Source organism: Flavobacterium algoritolerans (assembly GCF_030010385.1).
GTDB lineage: Bacteria > Bacteroidota > Bacteroidia > Flavobacteriales > Flavobacteriaceae > Flavobacterium > Flavobacterium algoritolerans.
Genome location: NZ_JASCRZ010000002.1, coordinates 85,316 through 107,787, shown reverse-complemented (window position 1 = coordinate 107,787; position 22,472 = coordinate 85,316). Strand labels below are relative to the sequence as shown.

Sequence of the window (22,472 nt, the reverse complement as noted above, 5' to 3'; positions counted from 1 at the left end):
TTGCTTCGTCCCTAGCAATGACGGCACAAAAGGATGCCGTTTCGATCAGGGCTAATCCGCAAACTTCGAGTCGTATTCCGTAATAAACTTTGTATATTTGAATAAATATTTCAACATTAGAAATTTATGTCACAAGATACAAAAGAATTAAAACTGGCCGTTCTCATTGATGCTGACAACGTTCCTTACAGCAATGTAAAAGGAATGATGGAGGAAATTGCCAAATTTGGAACACCAACCACCAAACGTATTTATGCCGATTGGACCAAACCCAATGCCGGTGGATGGAAAAGTGTTTTATTGGAACATGCCATTACACCAATCCAGCAATACAGTTATACCGTAGGCAAAAATTCATCGGATTCTGCCATGATTATTGACGCAATGGATTTATTATATTCGGATAAAGTGGATGGTTTTTGTATTGTTTCCAGTGATTCTGATTTTACAAGACTCGCAATACGACTCCGCGAATCCGGTATGAAAGTCATTGGAATTGGAGAACAAAAAACGCCAAATTCATTCATCGTTGCCTGCGACAGGTTTATTTATATTGAAGTTTTGGACGGAGCTATCAAAAAGAAATTACCAAAACGAACTGCCTCCGATGCTAAAAAAGCAACTCCAAAAAGCCTGAATAAAATTGATTTACAAACTATAGAATTAATAGAATCTACCATTGAAGATATTGGTGATGATAGTGGTTGGGCATTTCTTGGGGATGTAGGAAACCTTATTGTAAAGAAAAAACCAGAATTCGATCCAAGAAATTATGGTTTTTCTAAACTTACTCCAATGCTAAAGTCACTTACCGATATTCTAGAAATCGACGAGAGAGATTCAGATAAAAAAGGCATCAAACACGTTTATGTACGATTGCGTTTTAGTTAAACTAAGTTTTTTACCGCACGATATAAAGTGTCATTCTTAATTGGTTTAGATAAATAATGATTCATCCCAATTTCTGCCACACGTAATTTAGTACTTTCCATCACATCAGCCGTTACTGCAATAATGGGGACAGAAGCATTCGCCGCTCCTGCTTCCCCATTTCTAATCGCTATAGTTGCTTCGTAACCGTCCATTACCGGCATTTGAAGATCCATTAATACAATATCAAAATGATTTGTTTTAAACGCATCTAAACATTCCTTACCGTTATTAGCATAAACTACTGTCGTGTTCAACCATTTTTTAGTGATCATTTTAATAACCATCTGATTAATCGGATTATCTTCTACCACTAAAACTGATTTACCTTTTAAATCGTAAACCATAGGTGTAGCTATAACTTCTGTCTTGTTTTCTTGCGGAACTATATCAAAATCAAGAGTAATTATACAAGTTGTGCCTTGGTTAACTTTACTTTCCATTTCAATGGTACCGTTCTGCATATCCACTAAAGTCTTTACAATGTAAAGTCCTAATCCTAGCCCTCCAAACTTTCGCTTATTATCTATACTATTTTGAGAAAACGAATCAAAAATACTATCCATTTTTTCTTTGGGAATTCCTACTCCGGAATCTGAAACTGTAAATCTTAAACATGCACGATTATTTTCCTTAATCATGCAGTCTATATCAAATTTTACAAACCCTTTAGGAGTGAATTTAATGGCATTATTTAATACGTTATTCACAACTTGAACTAATCGGTTGACATCACCAATTACAAAATCAGGAATTGTATCTGATTTCGAAAATTGAAAATCTAATCCTTGGTCATTAGCTCTATTAACTGCATTATTTTTTAAATTTTCCAGAACTCTCGAGGGATCAAACTTAACGGATTCCAATTTTAATTCCTTTTTCTCAATTTTAGAAAAATCTAAAATATCATTGACAGAACTTAATAAACTATGCGACGAATACTTTATAATTTGGCAATTTTTTCTAATCTTATCATCCTGAACCTCAACAGAAATTGAATCAATCATATTCATAATGGCATTCAAAGGCGTTCTTAATTCATGACTGATGTTCGATAAAAAATAGGATTTCAAATCATTCATTTCTTCAGAACGAACCAAAGCAAGTCGATTGAGCTCGTTTTTTTCATTCTTAAGATTTCTGATCAAATTTGCCATCGAAAGCGAAAGGAAAATAACCTCTAAACCAGTCCCTAATTTCGAACTGTTCTCTGTCCAAAAAACAGAAGGCAAAACACTAAAGTTTTTTAATATGAAAATAACGAATCCGCTAATTAAGAAAAAAACACCAATTGAAAAAAACTTGTCAATCTTTTTAGTCTTGTAATAAACGACTGCAATAGACACAATAATCAACAATAATAAAAACAATCCTAATACATTAGCTAAAGGATATAAATATTTCAGAGATCCAGGATATACTAACAACGCTGTAATAGAAAGTAGATTTAAGCCATATAAAACATAGAACATTATATAAATCGTATAACTATACTTCTTAATATTTAAAAATACTTGCGAATATTTCCCTAAAAAAAAGTTTGCTAACGTAGCAAATATTATTACTGAATGGGAAGACAACCAACCATTATTTGGAGTGAAATATTGATAAAAATAACCATCCACAGAGAATTGTAGTAACCCTATGAAAGTAACGTATAAACTATAGAATAAAAAACTTCGTTCTTTCATAGCAAAGTAAAAGAACATGTAAATTATTGCTGTTATGAACAATAGACCATAAAAAGCCCCAAAAATAAATTGTTCAAATGAAGCCGTTTCTAATTCCTTCTCAGCAGACTTCATATAAATTGGAGCATTTATTACCTCGCCATCGCTTTTTAAATGAAGGTAAAAACGAGTTTCCCCATTCGGCTCTAAAGCGGGTCTAAATAAAGTTTTTGTAGAGTTTAATGATCGTTCTTTAAAAGGTATTAAATCCCCACTCTTTAACAACTCAATTTTTCCACTTGGATCAATGACATACAATTCAGCAACATCAACTATTGCTCTGGAAGTTTCTATAAACGGACGCAAATCGCTTCTTGTATCATTAACAACCTCAAATACAAGCCAATAGTTATCATCCGTAAATCCTAAATCTTTATTTTCTATGAGTAATGGTTCAAACTTAAGAGAGGTATCATTAATGATCTCTTGTATCGTATAGTTACGCTGACCTACATTTACAATTTTGGCATATTTATGTAATGAAACTATATCTTTAAATAAAGAGTCATTTACTACATATTGGGCTTTTGTAGAAATGCTTAAAAACAAAAAAATCAGCACGAATAAAAACGTGCTTAATTGTATTTTATAATTTTTAAAATTCATTTATAGTGTAATTTATTTCTTCATTTACGTTTAATTAAAACAATTGGTTTTGCATTGATTAAAAAAATCAGGCAAATTAGATATTTAACATTTAATAACTTACTTTACAGATTTTCGGAATTATTTTAAAAACGAAATCCTTTTAAAATCAATTCTATAAGTAGTTTACAAAACTATCAAAAAATTAGAAAATTCTGAGTAATTTAGAAAATTTAAACTACAAATAACATGAGGAAGCAATTTTTTATTTTTGGGATTATAATTTTATTTTTAAGTTCAATTATTGCTTACTATTATAAATATAGCATCTTTTTTCCTTTAACAATTTTAGCCATAATTGTCATTGGATTTGCAAACAGCATTCAAACCAAACATGCCATTTTAAGAAACTTTCCTGTTTTGGGTTATTTCAGATATTTATTTGAAATGATTGCTCCGGAAATTCAGCAATATTTCATAGAACGATCCACAGATGGAGAACCATTCTCCAGAAACCAACGTTCTCTTGTGTATCAAAGAGCCAAAAACATTGATTCGACAACCCCATTTGGAACACAATTAAACTTGAATCAATCAAACTATGAAGGAATCAAACATTCTATTTTCCCTACAGCTGTCAACGAAGAATTACCCAGGGTACTGGTTGGAGGCAAAGACTGCACACAACCTTATCTTGCGTCACTATTAAACATATCTGCAATGAGTTTTGGTTCTTTAAGTGAAAATGCCATAGTTTCATTAAACAAAGGAGCGCAAAAAGGCAAGTTTTATCACAATACAGGCGAAGGCGGATTAACTGAATTTCATTTACAAGGAGCCGATGTTACTTGGCAAATAGGTACAGGATATTTTGGTTGCCGTGATGACAGAGGTGGTTTTGACGGAGGTAAATTTGCTGAAAAAGCGAACTTACCGGAAGTAAAAATGATTGAAATCAAATTATCACAAGGCGCAAAACCGGGTCATGGAGGTGTTTTACCTGCTGCAAAAAACACCGAACAAATAGCCAAAATAAGAGGCGTGCAACCACACACCACTATCCTTTCTCCTCCCAGCCATTCTGCGTTTTCTGACACTAAAGGTTTAGTAGAATTTATTGCAAAATTACGATTGCTGTCTAATGGAAAACCTATTGGTTTTAAATTATGCATTGGAGAAACCCGTGAATTTGAAATGATTTGCCAAGAAATGATTTCTCAAAATTGCTTTCCTGATTTCATCACCGTTGATGGCGCCGAAGGTGGAACCGGTGCTGCTCCACTAGAATTTGCAGATGGTGTGGGAATGCCATTTGAACCAGCGCTTATTTTTGTAAATAAGACTTTAGTCCGTTATGAAATCAGAGACAAGATACGTGTCATTTGTAGCGGCAAAATCATATCTGGATATTCAATCCTTAGAGCGATAGCCCTTGGAGCAGATATGTGCAACAGCGCACGTGGATTCATGTTTTCATTAGGATGTATTCAAGCCTTACGATGCAATAACAACCAATGTCCAACCGGAGTCGCGACACAAGATAAAATGCTGATGAAAGGACTGGTTGTAACGGACAAATCAGAGCGTGTATATCATTTTCATAAAAACACTTTACACGCAGCTAATGAACTTCTTGCTGCTGCAGGCAAAAAAAGTTTTGCCGATGTTGACATTAACATTTTCATGCGTGGTGATGAATTTGCCCATTTATCTGATTTATATTTCCCTGATAATTTAAAAAGTGTTCAAAAACATTAAAACAAAAAAGGAGGACCTTTAGAGTCCTCCAGTTGTCGGTTCTGATTTACCATTATCAACTCATACAATTATATTAGTATAGCTGACTATTGAATTATCATATCTTATTGCAAGATTGATATACTCAAGTAATTAATCAAAACCACACTCAAAGATACAATCTTATTTCATTTAAAACATTGAAAAACATACGTTTAACTAATAATTAACGCACAAGCTCATCGCGTTAGAAATCACAATAAAATAATCATTCCATACCTATAAAAATTATTTTTCTAATTCTTATTTAAAAAAGTAAAATCCTTAGAATTAAACCATAAAAAAAGGAGGTCTTTTTAAAGGACCTCCGATTGTAAATTTTGATTTACCATTTATCAAACATACCGTTCAGTATGAAATGACAATTTGAATACTCTTCTCCTTGCAGATAGTTTTTATTCAAGTGATTAATCAAAACCACACTCAAAGATACAACTTATGTTCGTTAAACAATTAAAAATCAATACTTTAACTATTAATTAACGTACTGAATTTCAATTAATTACAACCGAATATACTTTTAAAATCCAAATACACAGCTATTCTTATTATCAATAGACTCTTCATACTGTTATTCGCACATCATAACACACTGTCTAAAAAAATGTATCTTTGAACTTTAAAATTAAACCCAATAAAATGCAACTTGTTTTCGCTTCCAACAACAAAAATAAAATACTGGAAATACAAAGTATACTTCCTGAAACGATTGAAATTCTTAGTTTAGAAAGTATCGGCTGTTATGAAGATATTCCGGAAACTGCCGCAACAATTGAAGGCAATGCAGTTCTAAAAGCCAATTACGTTACACAAAAATACGGTTACAATTGTTTTGCTGATGATACCGGATTGGAAGCAGATTCCCTGAATGGCGAACCTGGCGTTTACTCTGCAAGATATGCCGGAGAGCAACGTAATGCTGATGATAATATGAATAAATTATTAGAATGCTTATCTGATAAAAGTAATCGAAAAGCACAATTCAAAACAGTGATTGCATTGAATTTAAACGGAAAACAGCATCTTTTTACAGGAATTGCACGAGGCGAAATTACTTTAGAAAAATCGGGAGATCAAGGATTTGGTTACGACCCTATTTTCAAACCTGAAGAATATCAAGAAACTTTTGCACAATTATCATTGGCTATTAAAAATAAAATCAGCCACAGAGGAAAAGCTACACAGCAATTAATTGATTTTTTAAAACTGAATAAATAAACGTCTTAAAATAGAACATTTTTATAACAAAAAAACAAATTTCAAGGCGTAATTTCACACTAAAATCCTAAATCAAAACGCACAATTCGCAAATAAAAAATATAACTTTCTGATAATCAAATTATAATAAAACATTAAATCTTAAAATAGCATTAGTTTATATCGATTATTAACAGTAATTTTGCACCCTATTTTAAAAATACATATGAATAAATTTGAACAATTAGGATTGAGTGAATCGTTACTGAAGGCGATTTTAGATCTAGGATTTGAAAATCCGACCGAAGTACAGGAGAAAGCGATTCCCCTATTATTGGAAAAAGACACAGATATGGTTGCGTTGGCTCAGACAGGGACAGGGAAAACGGCAGCTTTTGGTTTTCCAGTTATTCAGAAAATTGATGCCAACAACAGAAATACACAAGCATTAATTTTATCTCCAACACGCGAACTTTGTTTGCAGATTACCAACGAAATTAAAAACTACTCTAAATACGAAAAAGGTATTAATGTGGTAGCAGTTTACGGTGGAGCTAGCATTACAGAACAAGCGAGAGACATAAAGAGAGGCGCACAAATTATTGTGGCAACTCCAGGAAGAATGCAAGACATGATTAATAGAGGATTGGTAAACATCTCTCAAATTAGTTTTTGTATTCTTGACGAAGCTGACGAAATGTTGAACATGGGTTTCTACGAAGATATCGTAAACATCCTTTCTACTACGCCAGACGAAAAAAACACATGGTTATTCTCTGCAACAATGCCTGCTGAAGTAGCACGTATTGGAAAACAATTCATGAAAGACCCAATTGAAATTACAGTTGGTGCTAAAAACTCAGGTTCTGCTACAGTTTCTCACGAATTTTACCTTGTAAATGCACGTGACCGTTACGAAGCTTTGAAGCGTTTAGCGGATGCTAATCCAGACATTTTCTCAGTAGTTTTCTGTCGTACCAAAAGAGATACGCAAGCTGTTGCTGAAAAATTGATCGAAGATGGATACAGCGCTGCTGCATTGCACGGAGATTTATCTCAAGCGCAACGTGATGGTGTAATGAAATCTTTTAGAGGAAGACAAATCCAAATGCTTGTAGCTACTGACGTTGCTGCTCGTGGAATTGACGTTGATAACATTACTCACGTAGTGAATTATCAATTACCTGACGAAATCGAAACGTACAACCACCGTTCTGGTCGTACAGGTCGTGCTGGAAAATTAGGAACTTCTATCGTAATTGTTACTAAAAGTGAATTGCGTAAGATTTCTTCAATCGAAAGAATCATCAAACAAAAATTCGAAGAAAAAACAATCCCTTCTGGAATTGAAATCTGCGAAATCCAATTGTTACACTTAGCTAATAAAATTAAAGATACAGAAGTTGATCACGAAATTGACAACTATCTTCCTGCAATTAACAGCGTTCTTGAAGGTTTATCGAAAGAGGAATTAATCAAGAAAATGGTATCGGTTGAATTTAATCGTTTTATCAATTACTACAAGAAAACAAGAGATATCTCTAATCAATCTTCAGGTTCTGAAAGACGTGATCGTGATGATAGAGATGGTGCTCCAAGAGAAAACAACAATGGTGGTGCAACAAGATATTTTGTGAACATAGGTTCTAGAGATAACTTTGATTGGATGTCATTGAAGGATTACTTGAAAGAAACATTAGACTTAGGTCGTGATGATGTTTTCAAAGTAGACGTAAAAGAAGGTTTCTCTTTCTTTAACACTGATCCGGAACATACAGATAAAGTAATGGAAGTATTGAACAACGTACAATTAGAAGGACGTAGAATCAATGTTGAAATTTCTAAAAATGACGGTGGCGGAAGACGTGACCATAATGGAAGAAGTTCTGGTGGAAGTTTTGGTGGTGGAAGAAGTTCTGCACCAAGAAGAGAAGGAAGCTTTGCTCCAAGAAGAGAAGGTTCAGGTGGTGGATTTAGAAGCGATAGAAATTCAGCTCCAAGAGAAGGTGGTTTCAGAAGCGACAGAGGACCAGCTCCAAGAAGAGAAGGAGGTTTTTCATCTGACAGACCTAGAACTGAAGGTTCGTCTGACAGAGCACCAAGACGTTCTGAAAGCTTTGGTGACTCACCAAGACCAAGAAGACCAAGAAGAGACTAACATTCATTGTTAATTTTCTTATAATTATATACTGGAACTACAAAATATTTAATCCTGTTTTATTACTTTTAAAGTCTTAAACCAGTTTATGAAATATTTTGTAGTTTTCTTTTTTTTAGTACTATCCGCAACTGCTTTTGCGCAAGTTAAAGAACCCTCCCAAAAAGTTAATGGTATCATTATCAGCAATACAACTAGACAAGCATTATCTAGTGTAAATATCATTAATATCAATAAAGTTAGAGGTGCAACTACTGATTCAGGAGGATATTTTGAAATAGATGTACAACTGAACGACACGCTTCACATTACAAGTTTAGGATTTCAATCGCTTCGCGTTCGCGTAACCAATGACTGGATAAAAAACAAAAGCACCAAAATTCAACTTACTGAAAAAGCAATTGCACTTGAAGAAGTGGTAATCAGACCCTTTAATCTAACAGGATATCTTGAAGTAGACACTAAAATTATCCCCGTTAGAGAAAACTACAGGTATAGTATTTCCGGTTTAACGCAAGGTTATGAAGCAGGGGAATATTCTCCAAATGCTTTTGGAAGAGTGCTAGGTTCTATATTCAATCCAGCGGACATGCTCTATAATTTCTTTGGGAAGAATCCAAAAGAGCTCAAGAAACTGAAAGAAATGAAGAAAGATGATACGGTACGAAACCTTTTGGAATCTAAATTTGATAGAGAAACAATATCAGTTCTTTTAGGTGTTGACAAAAATGAAATTGCCGAAATTCTGCAACGCTGTAACTACTCTGAATCCTTTATAAAAACGGCTAATGATTTACAAATTATGGATGCTATAAGTGGCTGTTACGAAGAATATAAAGTCTTGAAGAAAAAATAAACCCAGTATTCCATTACACAAACAACTAGTTATTTTGAAATAAAAAAAATAATTTAATCCCCGATTCCGAAAGTAGTTGGGGATTTTTATTTTAAAACAGTTAAATTTGAGTTTTAACACTCTAAAAGTAAAATCTATGTCTACTATACCTTTTCAAACTATTAATTGGGATTCAATAGAAAAAACTGAATATATCGGAACAACAGGAATAGCGCATTGGCAAACAACTCAATTAGGTGGACTTAGAATTCGTAAAGTAACCTATTCCAAAGATTATCTGGCAGACCATTGGTGCCAAAAAGGACATATTGTGCATTGCCTTGAAGGTGATTTTATTAGTGAATTAGAATCAGGAGAACAAGTCCAGCTTTCAAAAGGAATGACTTATGTAGTTTCAGATGACGCAAGTTCCCATCGCTCTATATCCACTAATGGAGTTGAATTATTAATCATAGATGGGGATTTTTTGAAATAATCTTTAAAATCAATCAAAATATTATATACATTTACTTACATCAAAATTAAAAACAAAATTAAATACCTATATCATGGCAAAAAGTCAAGACGCTAAGAAGACCGTAAAAAAAGAACCTTTAAAAACGGCTAAAGAAAAGAAAGAAGAAAAAAGAGATAAGAAAAACAGTCCTAAAAGAGACTAAAAATTTAGTATTCAGTATCCAAAAAAATAGTGTTCAGTTTCGTTTATAACTGAACACTATTTTTTTTACACTGAACACTGAATACTATTTCACAGGAATGTTAGCTAAAATTTCCAATACAAATTTCCAAAATTTCTGAGAAGAAGAAATACTGGCTCTTTCATCAGGGGAATGTGCTCCGTGAATCGTTGGTCCAAAAGAAATCATATCCATATCAGGATAATTCGTTCCCAGAATTCCACATTCTAATCCTGCGTGACATGCCACTACTTTTGGTTTTTCACCGTTTTGTTTTTCGTAAATTGGAACTAAAACATCCAAAATCTCTGATTCAGAATTTGGTGTCCAACCCGGATATGCTCCCGAAAACTCAACTTCACAACCCATTAATTCAAAAGCGGAACGCAAAGCATTAGCCAAATCAAATTTGGAGGTTTCTACCGAAGAACGTGTTAAACATTGTACCGAAAGTTGCCCTTCGCCAACAATTACTTTAGCAATATTATTCGATGTTTCCACCAAGTTATCAAAATCAGCACTCATTCTATAAACGCCATTATGAGCTGTATACATTGCTCTTACAAAGTAAAATTGAGCAATTGAAGGCATTACTTTAGTAGGAGTTGCATCCATTTTTTCAAAAACAACTTCTAAATTAGGCTCCGTCGTTTTTAACTCCGTTTTGATTTCGTTTACAATTTGCTGCATGTCAAAAACAAAAGCCTCATCATAAACTTCAGCAATAATTACTTTTGCTTGACTTTCACGCGGAATCGCATTACGCAAACTTCCACCTTTTATTTCAGAAATTTGTAAACCAAAATTATCAAAACCATCAAATAACAATCGGTTCATGATTTTATTGGCATTACCCAAGCCTTTGTGAATATCCATTCCGGAATGCCCACCTTTCAAGCCTTTTACAGTAATCGTATATCCTACAGAACCTTCCGGAGTTTCCTCTTCATCATATTCAGCAGTAGCCGTCACATCAATTCCTCCCGCACAACCAATATCTATTTCGTCATCTTCTTCGGTATCTAAATTCAAAAGAATTTGACCTTGTAAAATACCTCCTTTTAAGTTCAATGCTCCTGTCATTCCTGTTTCCTCGTCAATAGTAAACAAAGCTTCAATAGCAGGATGTGGAATATCCGTACTTTCTAAGATTGCCATGATAGCAGCAACTCCAAGACCGTTATCAGCACCAAGAGTTGTTCCGCGAGCACGAACCCAATCTCCATCTATATACATATCGATTCCTTGTGTATCAAAATCAAAAACGGTATCCGAATTTTTTTGATGCACCATATCCAAATGTCCTTGAAGTACAATTGCTTTTCGGTTTTCCATTCCAGCAGTTGCCGGTTTACGGATAATTACGTTGCGAATTTCATCTTCAAAAGTCTCTAATCCAAGGCTATTTCCGAAGTTTTTCATAAACTCAATCACACGCTCTTCTTTTTTAGAAGGACGCGGTACAGCGTTTAAATCGGCAAACTTATTCCAAAGTGCTTTTGGTTCCAGATTTCTTATTTCTTGACTCATTTATTTTTGTTTGAGGTTTAACATTTACAAAGCCCAAAGTTACAAAGTTTAAATTCTTTATCGATACTAATTGATATTGTAATTATATTTACACTACTAAAATTCATGCTGTGCGAACAAAATATTTCCTTTCTTTCTTTCTTTTTGTCCAAATATTAATTTTGCAGGTACTACCTTATTTTCCGCTACAAGTAGAACAGTTTTACAGTAATGGTTTTTATCCGATACTTTCAAAATTCTCAAGATTAGCATTGGGAAGCATTCCATTTTCTTTGGGAGATGTAATGTATATTATTGTTATTGCTTTTGTCTTAAAATGGTTTTGGAACCAACGAAAATCTTGGAAGTCAAAATGGAAAAGCAATATATTATCCATATTAAGTTTTGTTTCAGTGTTCTATTTCTTGTTTCATTCACTGTGGGCATTTAATTATTACCGCCAACCTCTTTTTGAAAAAATGGAGATTAAAAAAGACTATTCAGATACTGATTTATTGGTTTTCACCAAAAAGTTAATCGCTAAAACAAACGCTATTCAAAAACAGATTACAAAAAATGATAGTTTAAAAGTAGTATTCCCATACACACAAGATCAGGTTTTTAAGATGAATTTGAATGGTTACAAAAAACTAGCTGAAGAATATTCGTATTTCACTTATAACCATTTAAGCACCAAGAAATCACTTATCAGTTTGCCTTTGACCTACATGGGTTTTGGTGGTTATCTAAATCCGTTTACCAATGAAGCACAGGTTAATTATCTGGGTCCAATGTACAGTTTCCCCATGACTACCAATCATGAAATGGCGCATCAAATGGGTTTTGCCAGCGAAAGTGAATGCAACTTTATTGGTTTTTTAGCTTCCATAAAAAATGAAAATGCTTACATTCAATATTCAGGCTACAGCATGGCTTTGCGGTATTGTTTGGGTAATTGGCAAGTTCGAGACGAAAAAATTTTCAAAGAACTACTAAAAACAATTCATCCAGGAATTTTGAAAAACTATAAAGAAAGTGAGCATTTTTGGAAACAGTATGACACTATAATAGACAAAGGTTTTCATGCTTTTTACGATAGATTTCTGAAAATAAACCAGCAAAAAGACGGTTTAGAAGGCTATAGTAAATTTGTAAATTTGATGGTGAATTATTATCAGGAAAAAAAGTTATGAGTTATGGATTATGAGTTATAAATTTTCATACCATTTAAAGCCTAGCTTAACTCTTAAAAAATTATATTTTTTCCAGTAACAAACCTGTAGCTGTAAGTCCAGGTCCAAATGCCATTGCTACAATTTTCTTGCCTGATTCAATGTTTGGATCGTTTACAATTTCGTTAAAAATATGAGGAATCGTGGCCGAAGACATGTTCCCTTGACGGCGTAAAATCTCATAAGACCAATTCGCTTGTTCTTTAGCCAATCCAATTGCATCTATAACATAATCAATGATTTTTGGTCCACCCGGATGTATAGCAAAATGCATATTCCCTTTTTGCTGTTCAAGATCAACATTCCCTTTTTTACAAAGTGCAGTCAAAAAAGGTTTGATATTTTTACGTATAAAAACAGGCACTCGTTTAGACAAGGTCATCAAAAAATTATATTCCCCTAAATCCCAAGACATATCCTCTAATGAATCCGGTATAATGACTTCATGTGAGGCAATAATTCGCAGTCCTTTTTTCTCAGGAAACGAATCATCATTCAGGAAAGATTCTTCATCAAATAAGGAATAACCAATAAATCCATCTGCAAAAAGAGAGCAAATCATAATATTTGAATTCGAAAATTCGGTCAGATTTAAGTGCGCCGATAATAATTCTGTGTGAACTACATCTACTCTACCTTTAGTTGCACTGGTACACAGTAAACTTCTTCCTGTACGAATTGCAGGAAAAGCTCCATAACAACCCATGTGATAGGAATGTGTGACTTGTACTATTTCCCAATCTCTTTCTATAACGGCTTCTTGAGCTACACTTGGCGAAGAATATCCGGAACAAGTGACATGTATGAGATTTTCCGGACTAGTATTTGTTTTTAAATAAAATTGATCAAAAACATATCCCATTTTCCTTTTGAACCATTCCATGCGAACCTCAATTTTAGGCCCATAAAGATTTCCGGATTTGACTTCGAAACCAACTGGAAAATGATATCCTGAAGGCGACGTAATTTCCATAATATGTTCAATAAAATCCTCTACTTCTTCAAAAATAATACTTTGTCTGCTATTAATGTTTTCAGAAGAAACAGCATACTTATCCACTTGATCAGATATAAATTCAAAAGTAATAGGTTCATTATCAAAAACTCCATTTCCAGTCACACCTGATTTTGGAAGATTTTGAAAATGATAATACAAAAATTTTGTGTACTGATTTAGCTTTTTTTGATCTATCAATTTACCCACTAAAATTGGATGAAAATTGGAAAGTATAACGCTTTTCATGAACTGTTGAATTTTAATTGAAATATAAAATTAAATCAAAAATCATTCAAAAAAAATTAAATCAGGATAATTAGTGAATTAAAAAAACACAAATAATTGATTTACAATTGTTTATGATAATTATAATTTTGTTAAAAAACTGAAAATCAATTAGTTATAAGAATTACTGCACACAATCACTAAGTGCTGATTATCAAGTATGTAAGAATAAAAATACAACCCTAAAACTGCTATTTTTAAATGTAAATTTTCTTGATTTTTTAAAAATTAATTAAACTTCATCACTAGTAAATGTCGTGAAACTTTTCTTTTTATAAGGCCTGATAATCAAACGCCCTTCACGATCAAAACGAATGTAATTATAGACCCAATTTAAGAAAACTACAGCTTTATTTTTGAATCCAATAAGTGAAAACAAATGTACAAACATCCACACAAACCATGCGAAAACGCCGTTGAAATGGTATTTAGGCAAATCGACTACCGCTTTATTCCTTCCTATGGTTGCCATAGAACCTTTATCATTATATTCAAAAGCTTCCATGGGTTTGTTTTCAATTAACTTTATTAAATTTTGACCTAATAATTCCCCTTGTTGCATTGCAGGTTGCGCCATCATGGGATGTCCTTGTGGATACATTTCAGATTCCATAGAAGCAATATCACCTACGGCAAAAATATTACTATATCCTGCGACCTGATTGTATTCATTTACCCGAATACGTTCTACTTTTTCAACCAAAGATTCTGCATCCAAACCAGCTACAAGAGCTCCTTGAACACCCGCAGTCCAGATTACTGTGGCGGTTTCAAAAGATAAATCGGAATTTGTGGTTATGGTACGCCCATCGTAATTAGTGACGCGAACGTTTTTCCAGATTTTTACGCCTAAACTGATTAGAAATTTTTCGGCAGCTTGAGAGGATTCCTCGCTCATCGTATTTAGAATTCTATCCCCACTTTGAATCAGATTGATTTCCATTTTGGTAATATCGAGATCAGGATAATCTTTTTGCAGAATGGCTTTTTTCATTTCGGCCAAAGCGCCAGAAAGCTCCACTCCTGTAGGTCCGCCACCTACGAGTACAAAATTAATCAGGCCATTTTGTTCGGCTACATCGGTGGTTAAAACAGCTTGTTCAAAATTTTCAAGAATCAGACTTCGAATATTGAGCGATTGCGGTATGGTTTTCATGGCCATACTGTTGCGCTCAATTTCTTTGTTGCCAAAATAATTAGTTTTAGAACCAGTGGCAATGACTAAATAATCATACTTTAATTCGCCAATTTCGGTGATAATTTTTTGATTTTTAGTATCGATTTCTTGGACATTGGTGAGTCTAAAATAAACGTCATCGTATTCTTGAAATACTTTTCGGATTGGGTACGCTATAGAACCTGCTTCGAGCCCGCCTGTGGCAACTTGATATAATAGAGGCTGAAAAGTATGGTAATTGTGTTTGTCTAAAAGAACAACCTGTACTTTTTTATTTTTTAGCTTTTTGGCTAATGCGATTCCTGCGAAACCTCCGCCAATGATTACTATTCTGGGTAAAGTTGAATTTGGGATGTTCATATTTAAAAAAGTTCTGAATTGTTGATACTCAAAGATACAATGTTTTCTACTTTTGAATTTCATCAAATAGTATCGAAATTTTTGTTTTTTGGAAAAGGTCTTCGGAAAACTAAACGTGTAAATTAGCCCCGATAGTCCCGAAGCTTCGGGAGAAATCCTTTCTAATCCTGAACTTGTTTCAGGATCCTGAAACAAGTTCAGGATTAGAAAGATTGTAATGTACAGCGGGACGAGTCATAATTATGAAATGAATACTGTGTGCTACTGATTACTTTGAAGCTCACAATGACAAATTTGAGAAGTATAATTTTATTCCTTAATTTGTAACAAAATCTACTTTTGAATTACTAACGTATATATGAGTGATAATCTAGAACATTCTTTTGTAAAGCAGTTGCAGGAAAATCAGAATATAATCCACAAGATTTGTAGGTTGTATACTAATGGCGATGATGCTCATAAGGATTTGTTTCAGGAAATTACGATTCAGTTATGGAAGGCTTTTCCAAAATTCAGGGGCGACAGTAAATTTTCTACATGGGCCTATCGAGTCGCGCTGAATACAGCGATTACTTTGTACCGAAAAACAAAACGATCCATAAATACTATTGAATTTGAAGGGCGACAACATTTCCTGAATGATGTGGAATATGATTATGAGGAGGAAGAGCAATTAAAATTAATGTATAAAGCAGTTTACCAGCTGAATGATATTGAAAAAGCGTTGATATTTATGTATCTGGAAGATAAAGATTATCAGGAAATATCAGAAACATTGGGAATTAGTGAAGTAAATGCAAGGGTGAAAATGAATAGAATTAAAGGAAAATTAAAAAAAATATTAAATCCATTAGGCGTATGAAAGAGTTGGATTTATTAAAAAAAGACTGGCAGAAGAGTACTAATTCTTTTGAGCAAGTTTCGGAAATCGAGATTTACAAAATGATACATAAAAAATCATCTTCGATTGTGAAGTGGATTTTGATTATTAGTATTTTGGAAGTTTTATTGTGGACCTGTTTAAGTCTCTGTTTTAACAGTGATGATTATTTAATTAAAATGAAACATCCTGAGTTAATTCAATACTTTGAAGTGTTTACTTATTTTAATTATGGTGTGATACTGTTTTTCATCTATTTATTTTATAAAAATTACAAAATTATCTCGACCACCGCTTCTACAAAACAATTAATGTCTGACATTTTAAAAACCCGAAAAACGGTTCAATACTATGTTTGGTATAATCTGGGAATGATTGTTCTGAGTTCAATCATCGCCTTCTATATAACTTTTGCGTATAATCCCGAGATGAGTGCTTTGAAAGATCAAATTGCCACTAACGGAAAAGTGATGGCAATAACAATAGGAGTCATAACACTGACTACTTTAGTATTCTTTGGAGCATTCTGGCTGTTTTATAGAGTTGTATATGGCATACTGCTTCGAAGATTGTATGCTAATTATAAAGAATTAAAAAAGATAGATTTATAAAAAAAAGAGTTCGCCGTAGCGAACTCTTTTTTTTATTTTAATACTCCCATTTTCGTAATCGATTCAATTCTTCCTGTTCTTTAATTTCTTCAGCAGGAATAACTTTTAGGAATGAAGGATGTTGTTCGATTGCATATTCTACTTTTTCTACAATTTCTTCAATGGTATCATTATCATAATCTATATCCAGAGGTTCTTTGATGATAAAGGACTGCAGGATTCCTTTTTTCTTCATTCTAATTCCTTTTTTGTCAAACGAACGACGGAAACCGTCAATAACGATAGGCACCACAATAGGCCTGTGTTGTTTGATAATATGAGCTGTTCCTTTACGAACCGGTTTAAACGATTTTGTTGTCCCTTGCGGGAAAGTGATTACCCAACCATCAGCTAGAGCAATTTTAATATTCTCAGTATCGTTAGGGTTAATATCTTTTTTCTCCTGGACATCAACTCCTTTAGCACGCCAAGTACGCTCTACAGAAATTGCTCCGGCATACGCCATGATTCTTGGCAATAATCCCGCCTGCATAGTTTCTTTGGCAGCAACATAATAGATATTCATTTTAGGTTGCCACAAATAGCAAACATTCTTAATCGTATCATCGCGACCACTCAAACTTGCATTAAAAACATGAAACATGGCAACGACATCAGCAAAATAGGTTTGGTGATTGGAAATAAAAAGTACGTTATTGTCTGGTAAATTTCTAATAATTTCCGAACCTTCAATTTGTAATTCATTAAATCCTCTATAGCGTCTATGTGTCATGGCTCCAAAGATTCGGATTAGCCATTTTTTTATAAATAATATGTGTCCGAAAGGATTTCTCTTCAACAATCCCATAAAATTGTGTGTTTTTTTGTGAATTTGGATTACAAACTTACGAAATTTATATTTGAAGTTAATCGTTGAATTCAATAGAACAATTTGAAAAAACCAACCAATTAATTTGCTCTTTTTTAACGCTCAAAATTAAAATTTCCTATCCAAGAACCTCTTTTAAAACTTCTTTTAACTCACTCAACATCATTGCCGTAGCACCCCAAACTATATGCTCCTCTATTTTAAAAGCAGGAATACTGATGTTGTCAGCGTATGAAGTTGTCAAATTTGTATCTACTACAAGTGCATCGTCTAAAAAAACTGATAAGGGCAATTCGATAATATTTGCCACTTCCGAAGGTTGCGGTATAAACACCAATTCTTCTTTACTGATACCCAAAAAAGGATGTACCATAAAGTTACTTGGCGGAATATATAATTCTGTAAAAGGTTTAAGGATTTCAATTTTATCCGGATGAATTCCTACCTCTTCATGCGTTTCCCGAAGTGCGGTTTGAGCAAAATTCTCATCTTCGAATTCGTATTTACCTCCCGGAAATGCAATTTGAGCAGAATGAACTCCTTTATAAGAATTTCGGACAATTAACACCAAATGTGTTGTCTCATTTTTAGGATAAAAAAGCATCATTACTGCTGCAATTCTTGGCTTTTTATCTTCAATATTGATATTCTTTAAGCTTTCCAATCGTTCTAAAGGCGCCATTTTTACATGTGCGTCAAAAGCTGGAAGCCTTGCTTCAATTAATTTAGGAACATACTGTAAAAATTCTTGAAAATCCATAATCAAAGTCTATTTTTGCATATAAAATAGCATATAAATATAGTTTAGAAAATACAATTGCACAAGTTTTTCTATAACCAAAAAGTCATAACAGATGTACAGCAAAGAAGAAACACAAAGGTTAAAACGAGAATTCTGGGTTGCTTTCGCAGAAAAATATCCTCGAAAATGGGTATTATACGATACTAAAATCAAGGATTTTTCTTTTAAATTTTATGTGGACAATAAAAAAGCTCAAGTTTTAATAGATATTGAACATCGAAGTGATGAAAAAAGAATTGCTTATTTTGAAAAACTGGAGGCGCTAAGAACTATTCTCGACGAGGATTTCATCAAAGACTTGATTTTCGAAAAAGAATACACACTGGAAAGTGGCAAAACAATCAGTAGGATTTGGGTTGAAAAACTAGGAGTCGGGGTGAGTAATCGCAATTATTGGGATGAAATATTTGACTTTTACAATGAAAAAATGAATGCCCTGGAATTATTTTATTCAGAGTATGATGATTTTATAAAGGATATCGTGTAATACGCCTTTATAAAAACATTTATTTTCTTACAAATGTCAGTATTTTTTTTATATTTGATAAAATCTTGTCTCAAATGAAAAAAATATTTTTTGCCTTACTTATTGGCTATTTTTCGAAAACGTATTCTCAAACTGACTACTCAATTGTATACGATAATGATGCAATAATAAATAAAGGCATCACACTTTATGATACAGAAAAATACAATGAGGCAATAATTGAATTTGATAAAATCGTGTCAATTGATCCTAAATTTCTCAATGCACAATATGAAAAAATATTGTCTCTTTCTGCCTTAGAAAAAAAAGATGAATTAAAAGTACTTTTAGACGATCTGTATAAAAAGGGTAAAATGCACGAACTTCCTTCACTTTACACCCTTTACGGAAGCTTCTTGAGCGATGAAAAAGAATACGGAAAATCAGAAAAAATCTTTGAAGAAGGAGAAAAATACCTTTCGAATTCTTCTAATTTCCTATACAATTTTGCGCTTTTATATCTTAGAAAAGAAGAAAATCAAAAATGCGTCAATCTTTTAAAACGTGTCATATCAAATGATCCTAATCATGCTTCTTCACATTATCTATTAGGGTTAATTGCATTTGATAACGGGAAAATTACAGAAGGTACATTAGCTTTAATGAGTTATTTAATTATTGCTCCTAATGGGCGTAATGCAGAAAAAGCAATATTAAAATTGAATGCTAAATTTGGTGAAAATTATTTAGCAGATAACAAATTAATTTTTTCTAAATCAGGTGATAATTTTGAAGAAATAGAAACTATTCTTAGAAATCAATTGCCTTTAAAAAGCGCTTATAAAATCAAATCAAAAATTGATGATGTTATTATTCGTCAAGTACAAGCTGTCGCAGAATATACCTTAGAACATAAAATGGGAGACGGTTTTTTTGAAACGATTTACATTCCTTGGGTTAAAAATCTCGTAGAGCAAAATCAATTTGAAGGATTTTCATATTACATGCTCCTTTCAATGGAAAATAAGTTAGGGAAAAAACTTAGCGAGCAAAAGAAAAAGATAAACACTTTTAATGAAGATTATGTGTTGAAAGAATTTTGGTCTTTTTATGCTAAAAGAAACCTGAATCTTTTTGGAAATTCTCAAGAAGTTATTGTAAGTTTAAAAAACAACAAACCATATCTTATTGGTGCGCAAATAAACGGTAAAAAAGAAGGAAGATATAAGTACCTGAATGAAGATGGCAATCTAAATGGGGATCTGAATTTTCAAAATGATGCTTTGGAGGGAATACAAAAATATTATGACGAAAAAGGAAATCTGACAGAAGAAAAATCTTTTTCAAATAATAAACTAAACGGAACAAGGACAACCTATTTCTCTAATGGTTCAGTTAATTTAATAGAAAATTACAAAGACGACTTATTAGAGGGAATTAGCACATCTTATTACCCAAATGGTGGAAAACAATGTGAAATTAATTTTACAAATGGTGAGCGGGACGGAAAATTCATTTGTTTATATGAAAACGGGACACAAAAATCAAATATGTTGTACTCAAACGGAAAACTAAACGGTACCGTTTTCAACTATAACGAAGTAGGTGATTTAATTGACATTTCAAATTATATAAACGACCGAATCGAGGGGGATTATTTTGAATATTACAATGGAAAAACGATCAAAACACAATCTTCATACAGCAACGGAAAAAATAAAAATTCCTATAAAAGTTTTTATAGTAATAACATTTTAGAAAAAGAAAACACTTTTGAAAACGGGAAAATAAAAACCGAAACTGATTATTTTACAAATGGAAAAAAATCAACCGAATCATTATATAATGAAAATGAAGAATTAGAATCCTATAGTTATTTTGACACCGATAACAATAAATATTTTGAAGAAAAATACAAATCTGGAGAATTAAAATCTGGACTTCAATTTTCTAAAAGCAATCCAAAACCTATAGCAATCAATTTAACTAAAAACACCTTTGAACTCAACAATTTCAAAGGAGAATTATTAGTTTCCGGAACATTCGAAAAAGGTAAAAAAGCGAGTCAATGGAACCATAATTACGAATCCGGAATATTAAGGTTAAAAGAGTTTTACAGTAATGGAAAACGAAATGGGCTTAGTACTGATTACAATAAAAACAGCTTGTTAAACTCCATTAAAAACTACACTAATGACACTATTAACGGAACATATGAAGTATATGAAGAAGGCTTATTAGATCAAACTTTTAACTATGTTAAAGGATATCAGAATGGTCCTTCAAAGACCTTTTATGCAAATGGAAAAATAAAAACAGAAGGATATTTTACAGATGGTAATTTAAATTTTGAAAAAAGGACATATTGGCAAAATGGTTCTATAGCCAAAAAAGAAAATTATATCAATAATTACAAATCATCTCTTATTAGTTATAATACAAAAGGAGAATTAGAGAATGATTTCAATTTTAAAAACAAAAGCGGAAAGTTCACTTTTAACTATAATAATGGGACAATTATAGAGGTTTGTAATATGATAAACGGAAAATTAAATGGAAAATATACAATCAAAGACAAACTAAATACGCCAATTGCAGAATACGAATATGTAAATGGCTTATTAAACAATACTTACAAAACCTACAATCCACTTGGAACTATATATTCAGAAAGAATTTACTATTGTGGAAAACTTCATGGAACATACAAACAAAATGATTTGATAGGAAATATTCGACTAAGTGACGAGAATACTTTTGGTCAAGAAAACGGAAAAACAATCCGTTATTATCATACAAAATCAAAAATGACAGAATACAATATAATAAATGGAACTGTCGAAGGTGAGCAAGTATATTACAATCAAAAAGGGGATGGTATCTTAATCTTGGGATATAATAACAACAGTCTTTCATATTATATTCGCAGAAGTGAAACAGGTGCGTTGGATGAAAAGGTAGAAGTTATTGGAGAAACCGCTGAAATTATTTCTTTGTATCCTGATGGAAAAATAGCCATTCAAATGCAGTTTGTAAAAGGGAGTTTAGAAGGGAAATTTATCATTAACAACAACGACGGAAAACCAGAATTTGAATGTGTTTATACGACTAATTTATTAGATGGAGAACGAATAGAATATTATGCAAATGGTGCTATTTATAAAAAAGAACATTTTATCAAAAACAACTATGAAGGTTCTCAAGAATACTTCAAAGAAGACAAAAAACCATGGCTGACTGCAATGTATAAAAATGATGAATTACACGGCAACACTTTAATTTACAATGATGGAAAGTTAGTACTAACAAAAAAATATGATTCAGATGAATTGGTTGAAATTATTAAATAAAACAT

General features: G+C 32.7%; 17 protein-coding genes. 11 read left to right on the top strand and 6 right to left on the bottom strand.

Going from position 1 to position 22,472, the window contains the following annotated elements:
- The first annotated feature begins 126 nt into the window (after positions 1-126).
- Entirely contained in the window at positions 127-891 is a 765-nt protein-coding gene (locus QLS65_RS06085; RefSeq protein WP_099714738.1) for an NYN domain-containing protein, read from the top strand.
- Here the strand turns inward: QLS65_RS06085 and QLS65_RS06080 are convergent.
- Entirely contained in the window at positions 888-3,266 is a 2,379-nt protein-coding gene (locus QLS65_RS06080) for a hybrid sensor histidine kinase/response regulator (RefSeq protein ID WP_282712359.1), read from the bottom strand. The genes QLS65_RS06085 and QLS65_RS06080 overlap by 4 nt on opposite strands.
- Before the next feature lie 228 nt (positions 3,267-3,494).
- Here QLS65_RS06080 and QLS65_RS06075 point away from each other — a divergent pair, with 228 nt between their 5' ends.
- The 5 genes from QLS65_RS06075 to QLS65_RS06055 all read left to right on the top strand — a co-directional run bounded on the left by QLS65_RS06075 (position 3,495) and on the right by QLS65_RS06055 (position 9,728).
- Positions 3,495-5,003: an FMN-binding glutamate synthase family protein gene (locus tag QLS65_RS06075; protein WP_282712358.1), complete on the top strand. Its 1,509-nt coding sequence runs from the start codon at positions 3,495-3,497 to the stop codon at positions 5,001-5,003.
- A 678-nt stretch (positions 5,004-5,681) separates the two neighbouring features.
- Positions 5,682-6,260, top strand: a complete 579-nt coding sequence (locus QLS65_RS06070) for a non-canonical purine NTP diphosphatase (RefSeq protein ID WP_282712357.1) — start codon at positions 5,682-5,684, stop codon at positions 6,258-6,260.
- A 205-nt stretch (positions 6,261-6,465) separates the two neighbouring features.
- Positions 6,466-8,397: a DEAD/DEAH box helicase gene (locus tag QLS65_RS06065; RefSeq protein ID WP_099714734.1), complete on the top strand. Its 1,932-nt coding sequence runs from the start codon at positions 6,466-6,468 to the stop codon at positions 8,395-8,397.
- 88 nt (positions 8,398-8,485) lie between these two features.
- Positions 8,486-9,253 carry a carboxypeptidase-like regulatory domain-containing protein gene (locus tag QLS65_RS06060; protein WP_099714733.1) on the top strand — a complete coding sequence of 256 codons (768 nt, stop codon included), beginning with the start codon at positions 8,486-8,488 and terminating at the stop codon, positions 9,251-9,253.
- A 136-nt stretch (positions 9,254-9,389) separates the two neighbouring features.
- Positions 9,390-9,728, top strand: coding sequence for a DHCW motif cupin fold protein (locus QLS65_RS06055; RefSeq protein ID WP_282715959.1), 339 nt, complete (start codon positions 9,390-9,392; stop codon positions 9,726-9,728).
- Between the two features lie 268 nt (positions 9,729-9,996).
- On the opposite strand, the gene QLS65_RS06050 is transcribed toward QLS65_RS06055, so the two are convergent.
- Complete coding sequence (locus QLS65_RS06050) at positions 9,997-11,460, bottom strand: aminoacyl-histidine dipeptidase (RefSeq protein ID WP_282715957.1); 1,464 nt, start codon at positions 11,458-11,460, stop codon at positions 9,997-9,999.
- Positions 11,461-11,621: 161 nt separating this feature from the next.
- On the opposite strand from QLS65_RS06050, the gene QLS65_RS06045 reads away from it, so the two are divergent.
- The gene (locus QLS65_RS06045) at positions 11,622-12,632 is read left to right on the top strand and encodes a DUF3810 domain-containing protein (RefSeq protein ID WP_428831871.1); all 1,011 of its coding nucleotides are present in this window, start codon (positions 11,622-11,624) and stop codon (positions 12,630-12,632) included.
- A gap of 61 nt (positions 12,633-12,693) precedes the next feature.
- Here QLS65_RS06045 and QLS65_RS06040 read toward each other — a convergent pair whose 3' ends face one another.
- Entirely contained in the window at positions 12,694-13,914 is a 1,221-nt protein-coding gene (locus QLS65_RS06040) for a 3-oxoacyl-[acyl-carrier-protein] synthase III C-terminal domain-containing protein (RefSeq protein WP_282715953.1), read from the bottom strand.
- A 271-nt stretch (positions 13,915-14,185) separates the two neighbouring features.
- Positions 14,186-15,490: an NAD(P)/FAD-dependent oxidoreductase gene (locus tag QLS65_RS06035; protein WP_282715951.1), complete on the bottom strand. Its 1,305-nt coding sequence runs from the start codon at positions 15,488-15,490 to the stop codon at positions 14,186-14,188.
- 358 nt (positions 15,491-15,848) lie between these two features.
- On the opposite strand from QLS65_RS06035, the gene QLS65_RS06030 reads away from it, so the two are divergent.
- Together QLS65_RS06030 and QLS65_RS06025 are read left to right on the top strand one after the other, a co-directional pair.
- Positions 15,849-16,352 (top strand): RNA polymerase sigma factor, encoded by a 504-nt coding sequence (locus QLS65_RS06030; protein ID WP_099714727.1) that lies wholly within the window; start codon positions 15,849-15,851, stop codon positions 16,350-16,352.
- Positions 16,349-16,981: a hypothetical protein gene (locus tag QLS65_RS06025; protein WP_282715948.1), complete on the top strand. Its 633-nt coding sequence runs from the start codon at positions 16,349-16,351 to the stop codon at positions 16,979-16,981. The genes QLS65_RS06030 and QLS65_RS06025 overlap by 4 nt, the downstream gene beginning before the upstream one ends.
- 37 nt (positions 16,982-17,018) lie before the next feature.
- On the opposite strand, the gene QLS65_RS06020 is transcribed toward QLS65_RS06025, so the two are convergent.
- Together QLS65_RS06020 and QLS65_RS06015 are read right to left on the bottom strand one after the other, a co-directional pair.
- On the bottom strand, positions 17,019-17,828 hold the full coding sequence (locus QLS65_RS06020; RefSeq protein ID WP_099714725.1) for a lysophospholipid acyltransferase family protein: 810 nt from the start codon (positions 17,826-17,828) through the stop codon (positions 17,019-17,021).
- Positions 17,829-17,967: 139 nt separating this feature from the next.
- Positions 17,968-18,609 carry an NUDIX hydrolase gene (locus tag QLS65_RS06015; protein WP_282715946.1) on the bottom strand — a complete coding sequence of 214 codons (642 nt, stop codon included), beginning with the start codon at positions 18,607-18,609 and terminating at the stop codon, positions 17,968-17,970.
- Between the two features lie 94 nt (positions 18,610-18,703).
- On the opposite strand from QLS65_RS06015, the gene QLS65_RS06010 reads away from it, so the two are divergent.
- Both QLS65_RS06010 and QLS65_RS06005 read left to right on the top strand, forming a co-directional pair.
- The gene (locus tag QLS65_RS06010) at positions 18,704-19,138 is read left to right on the top strand and encodes a DUF4268 domain-containing protein (protein WP_282715944.1); all 435 of its coding nucleotides are present in this window, start codon (positions 18,704-18,706) and stop codon (positions 19,136-19,138) included.
- Positions 19,139-19,212: 74 nt separating this feature from the next.
- Positions 19,213-22,467: a CDC27 family protein gene (locus tag QLS65_RS06005; protein ID WP_282715942.1), complete on the top strand. Its 3,255-nt coding sequence runs from the start codon at positions 19,213-19,215 to the stop codon at positions 22,465-22,467.
- The last annotated feature ends 5 nt before the right edge of the window (positions 22,468-22,472 follow it).